This is a genomic window from Veillonella intestinalis (assembly GCF_943192895.1).
Taxonomy (GTDB): Bacteria; Bacillota; Negativicutes; order Veillonellales; family Veillonellaceae; genus Veillonella_A; species Veillonella_A intestinalis.
The window spans coordinates 19,536-34,157 of sequence record NZ_CALPCB010000009.1; the positions used below are offsets into that span (position 1 = coordinate 19,536).

Annotated in this window: 11 protein-coding genes and 1 other annotated feature; all 11 genes read left to right on the forward strand. The window is 39.3% G+C overall.

The genetic code is table 11. The features are described 5' to 3' along the window. Positions 1-47: 47 nt before the first annotated feature. The 11 genes from NFR27_RS08245 to NFR27_RS08295 all read left to right on the forward strand — a co-directional run bounded on the left by NFR27_RS08245 (position 48) and on the right by NFR27_RS08295 (position 14,440). Positions 48-503 carry a CBS domain-containing protein gene (locus NFR27_RS08245; protein ID WP_251441312.1) on the forward strand — a complete coding sequence of 152 codons (456 nt, stop codon included), beginning with the start codon at positions 48-50 and terminating at the stop codon, positions 501-503. Positions 504-649: 146 nt separating this feature from the next. Then, on the forward strand, positions 650-1,957 hold the full coding sequence (gene tig / locus NFR27_RS08250) for a trigger factor (protein WP_251441310.1): 1,308 nt from the start codon (positions 650-652) through the stop codon (positions 1,955-1,957). A gap of 40 nt (positions 1,958-1,997) precedes the next feature. After that, positions 1,998-2,591 carry an ATP-dependent Clp endopeptidase proteolytic subunit ClpP gene (gene clpP / locus NFR27_RS08255; protein WP_115310982.1) on the forward strand — a complete coding sequence of 198 codons (594 nt, stop codon included), beginning with the start codon at positions 1,998-2,000 and terminating at the stop codon, positions 2,589-2,591. 15 nt (positions 2,592-2,606) lie between these two features. Further along, a complete protein-coding gene (clpX, locus tag NFR27_RS08260; RefSeq protein ID WP_251441308.1) occupies positions 2,607-3,857 on the forward strand; it encodes an ATP-dependent Clp protease ATP-binding subunit ClpX in 1,251 nt (416 codons plus the stop codon). A gap of 73 nt (positions 3,858-3,930) precedes the next feature. Further along, entirely contained in the window at positions 3,931-6,243 is a 2,313-nt protein-coding gene (lon, locus tag NFR27_RS08265; protein WP_251454982.1) for an endopeptidase La, read from the forward strand. Continuing rightward, positions 6,243-6,935 carry a ribosome biogenesis GTP-binding protein YihA/YsxC gene (yihA, locus tag NFR27_RS08270; protein ID WP_251441374.1) on the forward strand — a complete coding sequence of 231 codons (693 nt, stop codon included), beginning with the start codon at positions 6,243-6,245 and terminating at the stop codon, positions 6,933-6,935. Before lon ends, yihA begins: the two co-directional genes overlap by 1 nt. After that, complete coding sequence (locus tag NFR27_RS08275; RefSeq protein WP_251441304.1) at positions 6,932-7,903, forward strand: polyprenyl synthetase family protein; 972 nt, start codon at positions 6,932-6,934, stop codon at positions 7,901-7,903. Before yihA ends, NFR27_RS08275 begins: the two co-directional genes overlap by 4 nt. Before the next feature lie 3 nt (positions 7,904-7,906). Beyond that, positions 7,907-8,812: a twin-arginine translocase subunit TatC gene (gene tatC, locus NFR27_RS08280; protein ID WP_251441302.1), complete on the forward strand. Its 906-nt coding sequence runs from the start codon at positions 7,907-7,909 to the stop codon at positions 8,810-8,812. 122 nt (positions 8,813-8,934) lie between these two features. After that, positions 8,935-9,202: a binding site (T-box leader), on the forward strand. Positions 9,203-9,244: 42 nt separating this feature from the next. Next, complete coding sequence (locus tag NFR27_RS08285) at positions 9,245-11,902, forward strand: valine--tRNA ligase (protein ID WP_251441300.1); 2,658 nt, start codon at positions 9,245-9,247, stop codon at positions 11,900-11,902. A 9-nt stretch (positions 11,903-11,911) separates the two neighbouring features. Next, positions 11,912-13,195, forward strand: coding sequence for a bifunctional folylpolyglutamate synthase/dihydrofolate synthase (locus tag NFR27_RS08290; RefSeq protein WP_251441298.1), 1,284 nt, complete (start codon positions 11,912-11,914; stop codon positions 13,193-13,195). Between the two features lie 12 nt (positions 13,196-13,207). Then, positions 13,208-14,440 carry an O-antigen ligase family protein gene (locus NFR27_RS08295; protein ID WP_251441296.1) on the forward strand — a complete coding sequence of 411 codons (1,233 nt, stop codon included), beginning with the start codon at positions 13,208-13,210 and terminating at the stop codon, positions 14,438-14,440. The last annotated feature ends 182 nt before the right edge of the window (positions 14,441-14,622 follow it).

Consider the following 14,622-nt stretch of genomic DNA (forward strand, 5'->3'; position numbering starts at 1 on the left):
TGTAGTATGTACACCGCTATAGTCGGTGTGTAAAAGGAGGTAATCCTATGTTAATTGCTGAAGCTATGAACAAATATCCCGTAACTGTTACTAAAGATACAACTATCAATGAGGCGGCTAAATTATTAGTGAAATATAAAGTGGCTGGACTTATTGTAGTTGACGAAAATAATAAATTGGAAGGGATTATTACTGAAGGCGACTTATTGTACAAAAAAGTTCGTCCGCATGCGCCTCATTATGTAAATGTGCTTGGTGCTAGCATTTATTACAGTGGTATTGGTGAATATAATGCACAATTTAAAAAGTTATTGGCTGTTCAAGTGGAAGAATTGATGACTAAAGAAGTTATTACTTGTGGCCCTAAAGAAGAAGTGGAACCAGTAGTAGCAACAATGTTAGAGAAACATTTAAAAACTATGCCCGTTGTTGATGAACATGGTGTAGTAATTGGTGTATTTAGTCGTCGTGATGTAGTTGAATTAATTGCTAAAGAAGGCTAATAGCATAATTTATCAAAAGAATTAGAAGAAAATGACTTACTTTATCATATAAAATTGCATACATTCAAATTTTGTGATAAGATAAGGAATGCAATATTATAAAACAGAAATTTTGGGCATTTGGCCCTCAAGGAGGACATATTTTCATGAATGCAACTGTAACCCCTGTTGATCAACATAAGGTAACCTTAACTATTGAAGTTCCAGCAAAAGACGTAACGAAAGGTATTCAGCAAGCTGTAAAACGCATTGCTGGTCAGGTAAATATTCCTGGTTTCCGTAAAGGTAAAGCACCTCGTCGTATTTTAGAAATGAACTTCGGCAAAGAAGCTATTTTAGAAGAAGCATTTGACACTATCGCTGGCCGTGCATATCAAGAAGCATTAGTAGCTAATGAAATCGTGCCTGTAAGCGAACCAGAAATCGAACGTGTAACATTCGAAGAAGGTAAAGATTTAGTGTTCAAAGCAACCCTTACTAAACGCCCAGAAGTAACTCTTGGCGATTACAAAGGCTTAGAAGCTGAAAAACAAGAAGCTAAGGTAACTGATGAACAGATTCAGGAACAGTTAGACAATATCCGTAATCAGCAAGCTAAAATGGTAGTAGCTGAAAAAGACGCAAAATTACAAAAAGATGACTTTGCAGTTATCGATTTTGCTGGTTCTATCGATGGCAAACCATTTGATGGTGGCGAAGGTAAATCCTACCCACTTCAGATTGGTTCCGGTAGCTTCATCCCAGGTTTTGAAGATCAATTAATCGGTCATTCTGCTGGTGATGATGTAGAAGTAAAAGTAACCTTCCCTGAAGATTACTTTGTAAAAGAATTAGCTAACAAAGAAGCTGTTTTCAAAACTCATATTCACGACATTAAACGTAAAGAATTGCCTGAATTGAATGATGAATTCGCTAAAGAAGCTAGTTCTTATGAAACAATTGAAGAATTAAAAGCAGATCTTCGTAAACAAATGGAAGAAGATGCTACTCGTCGTGCTATTGATGCATACAATGCGGAACTTATCGAAACAGCCGTTAAAAATGCAACTGTAGATATTCCAGAAGTTATGGTAGAAGACCGTGTAGAACAAATGATTCAAGAAATGGCTATGAACTTAGAAAGCCGTGGTTTGAAATTAGAAGACTACTTAAAATTCTCCAACAAAACAATGGATGGTTTAAAAGAAGAATACCATGCTAACGCTGCTGAAAATGTACGCGCTGACTTGGTATTAGAAACAATCGCTAAAGCTGAAAACATCGAAGTAACACCAGAAGATATGAATATCGAAATTTACACGATGGCTCAGCAGTTTGGTGCCGATCCAAAAGAAGTTATGAATATTATTGTTAAAGAAGGCCGTGTAGCTATGTTGAGAAATTCTGTAGCTCGTAAAAAAGCAGCTCGTTTCATTATTGAGCAAGCTAAAGGCGCAGAATCCCAGGAAAAATAATCCACGGGCTATATAGGTACATGGACATGAGGTGTAGTTTATGTATGTACCAGTAGTAGTAGAGCAAAGTGGACGCGGAGAGCGTTCGTATGATATTTACTCTCGTTTATTAAAAGATAGAATTGTCTTTTTAGGTGGCCCTATTAATGATGATGTGGCAAACCTTGTTATTGCACAATTACTATTCTTAGAAGCTGAAGATCCAGACAAAGATATTCATTTGTACATTAATAGTCCTGGTGGGGTAGTAACCGCTGGGATGGCTATTTATGACACAATGCAATATATTAAGCCTGATGTGTCGACTATTTGTGTAGGTTCCGCTGCTAGTATGGGCGCTGTGCTTCTTACTGCAGGGGCTAAAGGGAAACGCTATGCGTTACCTCATGCACGAGTTATGATTCACCAACCATTAGGTGGCGTTCAAGGGCAGGCTTCTGAAATTGAAATTCATGCACGTGAAATTTTGCGCATGCGTGAAGAATTAAATGGCTTACTTGCTTCTCATAGTGGTCAACCAATTGACGTTATTGCTCGCGATACAGATCGTGACAACTTTATGAGTGCGCAAGATGCTGTTACCTATGGTTTAATTGATGAGGTATTGACTAGACCAGTAGTAACTAGTAAATAATTAGGAGGACTAAGCTTGAAGAAAGACGAAAAAGAAACGTTGCGTTGTAGTTTTTGTGGACGCACCGGTGAGGAAGTTCGCAAGCTAGTGGCAGGTCCTAATGTATATATTTGTGATGAATGCGTAGAAGTTTGTCAGAATATTATTGATGAGGAACTCGGTCAAAGTGATGAAGTGGGTTTTGCTTTAAAACATGTACCTACGCCTCACGAAATTAAAGAATATTTAGATGAATACGTAATCGGTCAAGAGGAGGCGAAAGTCTCCTTGGCCGTTGCGGTATATAATCATTACAAGCGTTTACAGGTGAATAATACAGTCGATGATGTTGAATTACAGAAAGCGAATGTATTATTTATTGGTCCTACCGGTAGTGGTAAGACATTACTGGCACAAACCTTGGCTAAAATGTTAGAAGTACCATTTGCTATTGCTGATGCTACTAGTTTGACAGAGGCTGGTTATGTAGGGGAAGATGTGGAAAACATTTTGCTCAAATTAATTCAAGCGGCAGACTATGATGTAACAAAGGCGGAGCGTGGTATTGTGTACATTGACGAAATTGATAAGATTGCCCGTAAATCGGAAAATCCGTCAATTACGCGCGATGTATCTGGTGAAGGGGTGCAACAGGCCTTGCTTAAAATTTTAGAAGGCACTGTAGCATCAGTACCGCCTCAAGGGGGGCGTAAACACCCACACCAAGAATTAATTCAAATTGATACAACCAATATTTTGTTTATTTGTGGCGGTGCCTTTGACGGCCTAGAAAAAGTGATTTCTAAGCGTACAGCGAAGAAAACGTTAGGCTTTGGGGCTGATATTCAAAAGCAAGAAGAAAAAGATGTGTCTGCTATTTTGAAGGAAGTTGTGCCTGAAGATTTACAAAAATTTGGCCTCATTCCTGAATTCATTGGTCGTTTGCCAGTTATGGTAACCTTAGATCCATTGGATAAGGAAGGGTTAATTCGCATTTTAACAGAACCTCGTAATGCATTAACAAAACAATATGAGAAAATGTTATCCTTAGAGGATGTAACATTGACATTTGAGAAAGAAGCATTAGAGGAAATAGCATCTGAAGCTATGAAACGAAATACGGGAGCTCGTGGATTGCGATCCATCATTGAAAAGGTAATGAAGCAGGTTATGTATGATATTCCGTCACAGGAAGGGGTTACTGACTGCATTATTACAAGTGATGCTGTGAAAGGCACAGCAGAACCGATACTCAAGAATGAGTCTACCGTAACAGGTAAGAATTAATTGTAAGTCTAAGAAACTCATTTCCATGGGAATGAGTTTCTTTTTATAAATATAAACTTGAAAAGGAGCCTATATGAGTGAAACGAATTTTTCGTTGCCCTTAGTGCCACTGCGGGGCATGGTAGTATTTCCTAAAGTTGAAGTACGACTCGATATTGGTCGTGATAAATCAATTCGCGCCGTTGAAGAAGCTATGGCTAATGAACGCTTATTGGCTGTATCTGCGCAATTAGATGATGAAGTGGAAAATCCAACCCAGCAAGATATTGCAGAAGTGGGGACGATTGTTAAAATTAAACAAATGCTTCGTTTACCAGGTGGTTTAGTTCGTATTTTAGTAGAAGGGATTACCCGTGCTAAAGTGGTAACTGTCGATGAAACTGGTACTTATTATCGTGCTACTATGGAAACCTTGGTATCACAATATGATGATCAAGTAGAAATTGAAGCGTATCGCCGCTTAGCACAGTCTAATTTTGTAAAATGGGCTGAAGAAACTAAGATGGTATCTGAAGATGAAGTCCGCCGTGTGTTAGATCGCAGTGATGCATCGGAAACAGCGGACCAAATTGTACAGTTTTTACAAACTGAATTAGTAACACGCCAGAGTTTCTTAAGTGAACTTAATGTGTTACGTCGTTTAAATATGGTAGTGGGCGCTTTAAATATGGAATTACAAATTTCTGATTTAGATAATTCCATTAATAGTCAAGTGCGTCAACAAATGGAAAAAGCCCAGAAAGAATACTTCTTGCGTGAGAAAATCCGTGTTATTCACAGTGAATTAGGAGATAAGTCGGATCCTGACGAAGAAGCAGAAGAATTACGTGAACAACTTAAAAAGTTGAAGGTGTCTGATGAAGTGCGTGAACGCATTGAAAAAGAAATCAGCCGTTATAGCCGTATGCCAGCTATGATGCCTGAAGCTAATATTTTGCGTAATTATTTAGATTGGGTCTTGTCCTTACCATGGGATAAAGAAAGTGAAGACCGTCTTGATATTAGCGAAGCAGCTAAAATTCTTGATGAAGATCACTATGGCTTGAAGAAAGTAAAAGAACGCATTTTAGAATTCTTAGCCGTTCGTAAATTATCCAATGCGCAGAGTGGTTCTATTCTTTGTTTAGTAGGCCCGCCAGGGGTTGGTAAAACCTCGTTGGCAACGTCTATTGCAAAAGCTATGAATCGTAAATTTATCCGTGCATCCTTAGGTGGTGTGCGTGATGAAGCTGAGATTCGTGGTCATCGTCGTACCTATATTGGTGCTTTGCCTGGTCGTATGATTCAGGGCCTTAAGAATGCAGGTATTCGTAATCCTGTATTCTTGTTGGATGAAATAGATAAATTAGCCTCTGATTATAAAGGGGATCCATCGTCTGCTTTATTAGAAGTACTTGATCCAGAACAGAACTCTACGTTTAGTGATCATTTTATTGAAATTCCATTTGATTTCTCCGATGTATTCTGGATTACAACGGCCAATGTACCTGGTAATATTCCGGCTCCATTGATGGACCGTATGGAAGTAATTGAACTTACAAGCTACATGGAAGATGAAAAATTAGAAATTGCTAAGCGTTATTTAGTGCCAAAACAGATTAAGAAAAATGGTTTAACTGGCCATTCCGTTAAATTATCAGATGCTGTTTTGCGTAAGATTATCAGTGAGTATACTCGTGAAGCCGGTGTGCGTCGTTTAGAGAAAACCATTGCTAAAGTATTCCGCAAATTGGCTTTTGAAATTATTGATGGTTCAGGAGCTGCACCAAAAGTAACCGTTAAAAACTTGTCTCATTATTTAGGCGCACCTATTTATTTAGAGCAAGAGCGTGAAAAAACAGCACAAGTAGGTCTTGTATGTGGTCTTGCTTGGACGTCTGTGGGCGGGGTAGTATTGCCTTGTGAAGCGACGACTATGGTGGGAACAGGTAAATTATCCTTAACTGGTAGCTTAGGTAAAGTAATGCAAGAATCTGGTCAAGCGGCTTTATCGTACATTCGTCATAATGCTAAGGCGTTAAAAATTCCAGAAGACTTCCATAAAACAATGGATTTACATGTGCATTTACCAGAAGGGGCTACGCCTAAAGATGGCCCGTCAGCTGGTATTACCATGACTTTGGCTATTGTATCTGCATTAACAGGACGCAAAGTTCGTTCCGATTTGGCTATGACTGGTGAAATTACCTTGCGTGGCCGTGTGTTACCAATTGGTGGCTTGAAAGAAAAGTTGTTGGCAGCCTTGCGCTATGGTATTAAAGAAGTGTTAATTCCTCATGGTAATATTAAAGACCTTGAAGAAATGCCAACTTCTGTAATTGAAGGCTTAACAATTACCCCAGTTAAAACAATGGATGAAGTGTTAGCAAGAGCATTTGTGAAATGATGAAACAGAAGAAGAAATCGATTAAAAAACCACAACCTGTATATACACGCAAAGAAGCAAAAGGGCCTCGCATTATTGCCTCTAACTATGTGGCATCGGCTGTGCGCCCGGACCAATATCCTGAAGGGGATACTGTAGAAGTTGCTTTTTTGGGACGCTCTAATGTAGGGAAATCTTCTCTTATTAACTCCCTATGCAATCATCGTGGCTTGGCTTTAGTTAGTGGTCAACCAGGTAAAACTAAGACGATTAACTTTTTTACGATTACCTCGAAAGAGGATATTAGTGAAACCGAAGAACGTCGTTATGAATGGTTTTTAGTGGATTTACCAGGCTATGGTTATGCTAAAACGGATAAAAGTAATCGCAATATTTGGTCTTCCTTTATTGCTGATTATATTTTAAATTCAGAGCGTTTAATGTTGCTCTGCCTATTGGTAGATGGACGTCATCCGGAGCTACCGATTGACCAAGAAGCTTTTAATTGGTTGCGCCAAGCAGGTGTGCCATTGCAGATTGTAGTGACTAAAATTGATAAATTAAACAGTAAAGAACGGCAGCAGAATTTACGTTTTATTAAGGAGAATTTTCCTTGTGAAACGCCAGCTATTCCTTATAGCTCTTTAAAGCATACAGGGCGTGAGCTGTTGCTAAGCCGTATTAATCAAGTGATTGTAGGGGGCGAAGAATGAGTTTGATGAGAGAGATGGCGTTAATTGAACAAGTAAAAGCTGACCTCATTAAGGTAGAAGCGTATTTAGCTGATTCCTTACAAACGGGCTCAGAAGATTTTAATCAATTGATTCGCCCCATATCAGCCGCTGGTGGCAAGCGTTTGCGCGCTCGCTTATGTTTGCTTATTGCTGGTGCTGGCAATGCACCTGAAGCAAAGCGCATTCCTATTGCCGCTGCTGTGGAAATGTTGCATTTAGCAACTTTAATTCATGATGATGTATTGGATCAGGCCGCCGTGCGTCGCGGTGCGCCTGCCATTCACTGTACTAAAGGTAATAAAGTAGCTATTTTAAGCGGTGACTACTTATTTGCTAAAGCCTTTGATGTAGTCGCTCAAATTGAGTCTGTTGAATGTTTACGCGTGTTTTCCTTTATCATTTCAGCCCTTGTAGAAGGGGAATTTATGCAAATGGAAGATGTATGTTGCATTAATCAAGGCATTGAGCGGTATTTAACTAAAACTCAGAAGAAAACAGCTGATTTTATTGAAGCTTGTTTAGAGTTGGGTGGTATCTTAGGAGATTGGACCAAAGAGCAGACTGCTTTATTAAAGCAATATGGTCATGGTCTAGGTATGGCCTTCCAGATTACTGATGATATTATGGACTACAGCGCTACTTCTGAAACAACTGGAAAGCCAGTTGGTAAAGACTTGCGGGAAGGATTGATTACTTATCCTTTATTGTCTATCGTAACGAAAGAGAATGAACAATATATTACTGAAGCTGTACAAGCGATTGCGAAGGGGCAAAGTGTAGATGAACTTCTTGCGTATGTAACGACTCAAGGGGGCGTGACTAAAGCGGAAGAATTAGAAGCGTCTTATCGTGAGCAAGCTCATTCGGCCTTAGAGGCTCTACCAGACTTTGCTGGCAAATCAGTATTATATGAAGTATTAGATTCGTTGGCTCATAGAAAGGTGTAAATTATGGAATCGTTTCAGGTACGAGAATTTAATGACCCGAAACGAAAGCCTTCCTTGAATAGTGTGTTGGCGCAAAAGGAACGCCTAAAAGCAGCAGAGCGAATTCGTCGTGGTGAAATCGTGGAACCAACTGCAGCTAGTGAAGAGATAGCTAATGTAGATTTAGAAACGCTGGAGCCACAGTATACCCCTTTGGAAGCTCAGCTTATGGCCGAAAATAAAGATATGTCTTTAGTCGGACATTTAGGTGAACTTAGGAAGCGAATTATTATTTCTGCTATCGCTATTTTGGTGGGCTTTTGTGTAGCCTATTATTATGTAGACGATTTATTGAGCATTATTATTGCTCCGGCGGGGAAGCTCTATTATATGCGCCCTACGGAAGCCTTCTTTACCTATATGAAAGTAGCCTTCGTAGCGGGGATTATTGCGGCATCACCAATTTGGCTATACGAGGTATGGGCCTTTATTATTCCTGCCTTAACTAGACAGGAAAAACAATTAACGAATTGGTTTTTACCTTTTGCTATTATTTTATTTATTATAGGAATTTTATTTTCCTATGCCTTAGTATTGCCCGTAGCAATTCAGTTTTTTATCGGCTTTGCTACCGATGAGTTACAACCTTTGTTTTCGATTGGTCAATATATAGACTTTGTGATTGCCTTTGTATTGCCTTTTGGCTTGATTTTTGAATTGCCTATTGTCATGATTATTATGGCAAAGTTAAATTTGATTACCTCGGCCTTCTTGCGATCAAAGCGGAAGCTATTTATATTTTTGTCCTTTGTTATAGGTGGTTTGATTTCGCCGACACCGGACATGTTTTCACAGACCATGATTGCTATGCCAATGATTTTGTTGTATGAAATAAGTTTATGGCTGGTTGCTAAGGTGATGAAAAAATAAACAAAGTCTATGAAAAATAAATAATTGAACACTTCGTGAAAGTCTGTCTAGTTGCTTTTGAAAAGTAAATTGACAGACTTTCATTTTTTAGTTATTATGAGTAATAGATATACTCTTATAAAGAGCAAGCGTTGATGAGGAAAAATCTTCTCCTAGCGTAGCAGAGAGCGTTGGTAAGGTGCGAGCAACGTACGTGAATAGAAGAGGGTAGCCTTGGAGCTGACGAGATGAAGTTATTGAGCATATAGCAAGTATCTCTGTGGAGAAGCTAGTTGATTATATACTTAGTAATGGGTAGTTTTGTCCGGATAACCCCGTTAACGGTAATGAGTGATTGCTATGGCAATAATCTAGGTGGTACCGCGGAAGTTAAGCCCTTTCGTCCTAATGGACGAGAGGGCTTTTTTATATACGATGTAGGAGGAATTTGAGATGAGTGAGTTCAAAAATTTAACGACTTACAATCCTGGAGAGATTGAACACAATTGGTATGAATTCTGGGAAAAACAAGGGTACTTTCATGAAGAAGTAGATACAAGTAAAAAGCCTTATAGTATTGTATTGCCACCACCTAATGTAACGGGGCAATTACACATGGGTCATGCTCTTGATAATACCTTGCAAGATATTTTGATTCGCTTCAAACGCATGCAAGGTTACAATGTACTTTGGATGCCTGGTACTGACCATGCAGGGATTGCTACTCAAGTAAAAGTAGAACAGAACCTTATGAAAGAAGAAGGCAAAAGTCGTTATGACTTAGGCCGTGAAGAATTTGTAAAACGCGTATGGGATTGGAAAAAAGAATATGGTAGCACCATCGTTAAACAAATTCGTAGCTTAGGCGCATCCTGCGACTGGAGTCGTGAGCGCTTTACCTTAGACGAAGGCTATTATCGTGCGGTTCGTGAAGTATTTGTAAGTTTATATGAAAAAGGCTTAATCTACCAAGGGGAACGCATTACCAATTGGTGTCCAAGTTGTCATACAGCGCTTAGCGATATTGAAGTAGAACACAGTGATGAAGCTGGTCATTTCTGGTATGTAAACTGCCCAGTAGTAGGCGAAGAAGGCCGTTATGTAACTGTAGCAACTACTCGTCCTGAAACCATGTTTGGTGACGTGGCAGTGGCTGTTAATCCAGAAGATGATCGTTACAAAGATATTATTGGCAAAACTTTATTATTGCCATTTGTTAATCGTGAAATTCCAGTTATTGCTGATGATTATGTAGATCCTAGCTTTGGTACGGGCTGTGTAAAAATTACGCCAGCTCATGATCCTAATGACTTTGAAATGGGTCAACGTCATGATTTACAGACGATTATTGTTATGAACCTTGACGGCACTATGAACAGTGAAGCTGGTCATTTTGAAGGCTTAACTCGAGAAGCAGCTCGTAAGCAAGTGGTGGCAGAATTAAAAGAGTTAGGTTTATTAACTAAGATTGAAGAACATGATCATAGCGTAGGTCATTGTTCCCGTTGTAATACCATTGTAGAGCCATTAGTGTCTAAACAATGGTTTGTAAAAATGGGACCAATTGCAGAACCAGCACTTAAAGTAGTACAAGATAAAAACATTGAATTCGTCCCAGAACGTTTTACTAAGACATATACAAACTGGCTTGATGGTATTCGTGATTGGTGTATTTCTCGTCAATTATGGTGGGGTCATCGCATTCCTGCTTGGTATTGTGACGATTGTGGTGAAATCACTGTATCTCGTGAAGATATTGATGTATGTCCTAAATGTGGTGGCCATGTACATCAAGATGAAGATGTATTGGATACTTGGTTTAGTTCCGCTATGTGGCCATTTGCTACTATGGGCTGGCCTGAAGAAACTAAGGAATTGGAACATTGGTATCCAACTAGCGTATTAGTAACTGGTTACGATATTATCTTCTTCTGGGTAGCTCGTATGATTTTTATGGGCCTTGAATTTAAAAAAGAAATTCCATTTAAACATGTATTTATTCATGGTCTAGTGCGTGATAGCCAAGGGCGTAAAATGAGTAAATCTTTGGGCAATGGTATCAATCCATTAGATGTAATTAATGAATACGGTGCTGATGCGTTGCGTTTCACCTTGGTAACGGGTAATACGCCAGGCAATGATATGCGTTTCTATATGGAACGAGTAGAAGCCAATCGCAACTTCGCTAATAAGATTTGGAACGCGTCTAAATTTGTTCTTATGAATTTAGATAATTATGATCCTAACTTTGTGCCACAAGAAGAAGACTTGACTTTAGCCGATCGTTGGATTATTGATACCTATAATAAAGCGGTAGCATCTATTACAGCTAACCTTGATAAATTTGAATTAGGTGAAGCGGCTTCTGCTGTATATGATTTTATTTGGAATAGCTATTGTGACTGGTTCATCGAATTGGCAAAACCTCGTCTTTACAATAAAGAAGGCGGCCGTGACCGTGCCGTAGTACAATACTTATTGGTTACGATTTTACGTCATATGCTTGAATTGTTACATCCATTTATGCCATTCGTTACTGAGCATATTTGGCAGCACTTACCACATGAAGGTGAAAGCATTGTAGTAGCTCCATGGCCAAGTGCTTTACCATTTGGAGACCAAAGCACTAGCGCGGCGCAGATGAACGTTATGATGGATGCTATTAAAGGGATTCGTAATATGCGTGCTGAAATGAATGTGCCAATGGGTAAACGTAGTGCCGTAATTTTAGCGCTTACTGATGAAAGTTTACGGGATGTAGTAAATCATCACCAAGATTACTTTAAAACCCTTGGTTGGGCTGAAACAGTCACTGTATTAGGCGCTGATGAGGCAAAACCTGAAAATGCCACTGTTACAGTTGTTAATGGTCTTGAAGTATACTTGTTACTTAAAGATTTAATTGATGTAACGAAAGAACGTGAACGTTTAACGAAAGAAAAAGAAACCTTGAAAAAGGAAATTGCTCGTTTAGAAGGCAAATTAGGCAATCCTGGTTTCGTAGCCAAAGCGCCTGCTGATGTAGTAGCCAAAGAAGAAGCTAAATTAGCTGAATATAAACAAAAACAGCAAGCTGTAATGGAACGCGAAGAATTTCTTAAGACCTTATAGGAGGACAGCATGACATATGCAGAGGCAGTAGCCTATTTAGATAGTTGTGTACCCTTTGGAATTAAACCTGGCTTAGAGCGCATTAAAGCGCTCTTACAGGCCATGGACAATCCGGAAACCGCATATAAAACAATTCATATTACAGGAACTAATGGCAAGGGGTCAGTAACGGCTTTGGTAGACTCGGTATTAACTTATAGTGGTCGCCGTGTAGGTCGTTTTACGTCACCTCATTTGATTAGTTATACAGAACGGATTTGTGTTAATGGTCGCTCTATTACCGAAGCGGCATTTGGTGAATTAATTGCTAATGTTGCTAAGGTAGTTACGAAGTTGGTTGATGAGGGTTTAGAGCCTCCAACGCAATTTGAAGTGTTGACGGCAGCGGCTTTCTTATTCTTCCGTGAACAAGGGGTAGATTATGCTGTTATTGAAGTGGGCCTTGGCGGTCTATTAGACTCTACTAATGTGGTAGTACCAGAAGTATCGGTAATTACCAATGTTACGATTGATCATCAAGCATATTGTGGTAATACTGTAGAAGAAATTGCTACTCATAAAGCGGGTATTATTAAACCTAAAGTGCCTGTTGTTACCGCGGCTCAAAGTAGTGCTTTAGAAGTGATTCGTACAAAGGCTAAGGAATTAAAATCGCCAATATTTGTATTTAACGAAGACTTTTCAATTAAGAGCCGCAGTGCTATGCCAGAAGGTCAGATGATTACCTTAGAGGATACAGCGGGGCATAAAGATATGCTCTTTACCACATTAGCTGGGGTTCATCAGGCTGTTAATTTAGCCTGTGCTACGGCAGCTTTGCGCGTTCTTATGAAAAAAGACAAGTCTATTAGTGAAGAAACTTTGCGCGAAGGCTTAGCTCGGGCTAAATGGGCTGGTCGTTTTGAGATTGTAAAACGTTTGGACCGTATTTTTATCTTTGATGGAGCCCATAATGCGAATGGAGCTGAAGCGTTTCAGTTGACCTATAAAGAATTATTTAAAGATACACCAAAGACGATGGTATTAGCCGTTTTAGCAGATAAAGAAGTACAAGCCGTTGTGGATGAATTGGTGGCGCCAAAGGATACAGTAATTGCTGTGCCAGCCCCAACACCACGGTCTTGCACGCCAGAAGAATTAGCGAGTTATATTAGCAGTGCCGTTACAACGGCTAGCTCAGTGACAGCTGGGTTAGACCAAGCTATGAAAACTACAAAATCTGGGGATATTATTGTAGTAGCTGGTTCCTTGTATATTTTAGGGGAAGCTGAGCAATGGTTAGCCGCTCAGTAAGGGTGTTATAATATGCCTGAAGCGATTAGCCTCAGTAGAGGTCACGATTTAAAACAGTATATTACAAGGCTCTTATATGCCATTATTTTAGTAATGCCGTTACATCCGCTCTTAGGTGATATTTTAGTTGTCTTAGCGCTAGTGCTTAGCATTTGGGATACCGTAAAATATCGGCCTTTATCTAAACCGGCCTCTTGGTTACAGTGGTGCGTTTTGGGGTTTATGGGGTGGAGTTTACTCTCGTCCTTAGCCTCTAGTCGACCTGAGTTTACCTTTTATAGTTGGCTATATAATGTAGGGATGTATGGGGCCATTTATTTCCTTACTTATCGCTATTTGCGCGAGCCAGAGCAATGGCGGACGTTCTTGCGTATTTTTGTATGGTCAGCCTTTATTGTTTGCCTTGTGGCGGTATATCAGTATATGACCATGTCTATGGATTTGTTGCAAGAGTGGGTTGATGCCAAGCATTTTCCTCTTTTGAAACGTCGTATGTTTGGTACTTTGCAAAATCCAAATCTATTTGGTGAGTACCTATTAATCGTGTTATCCATAGCGGGAACTGGTATTTTTCAAGGTTTAAAAGAAAAACGGTGGCGCTTATTGGCTTGGATGGTGCCCTTAGCTTTATTTTTCCTCATATGTATGACTTTAACCTATTCGCGGGCTATTTGGATTAGTTTTGCCTGTGTTGTGGTATATTGGGGGATTGTAATAGATCGGCGATTATTATTGAGTTTATTGGCTATTCCTGCTATTTTGTTTTTCTATCATGGTGAAGTAGCTTCTAGGCTGTGGTCACTCTTTGATGGCAATGACACATCGGCTGTATTGCGTTGGGCTTTGTGGGATAGTACGACTTATATGATTGTAGAATATCCAATTCTTGGCATTGGTTGGGATGCTTTTTGGTTTGTATATCCTGATTACAACTATTATATACAGGCGCCTGACGTGATAATTTATCATGCCCATAACATGTTTTTAAATGTGTTAGCTGAAATAGGGATTCCGGGAGCGCTATTTTACTTTAGTGCTATATATGGTCATGCTGCCTATGCCCTACGCTTACCTAAAGCGACAATCAGTAATATTGTGAAATATGGCATGGGTGCCGTAGTAGTAGGGGTTACCATAAGTGGCTTATTTGATCATGATTTATTTAGTCACCAAGTATCCGTTATTTTTTGGCAACTTTTAGGTTGGGCATCGGCCGTATTATATACATATAAGAAAAATAGTTAGTCATATATTAAAATGTGATGAAGTAGATATTTGAAAACCTTTTACGAAACGTGAAAGTTAACAAATGAACATGAAAAAAGGTAGGTATCATGAGATTAATTCATGATACCTATTTTCTTTGCGTATGAAATACCGTTTATGCATATTGGTTGACAAAGGAATATAATTCTTCTAATATTAGC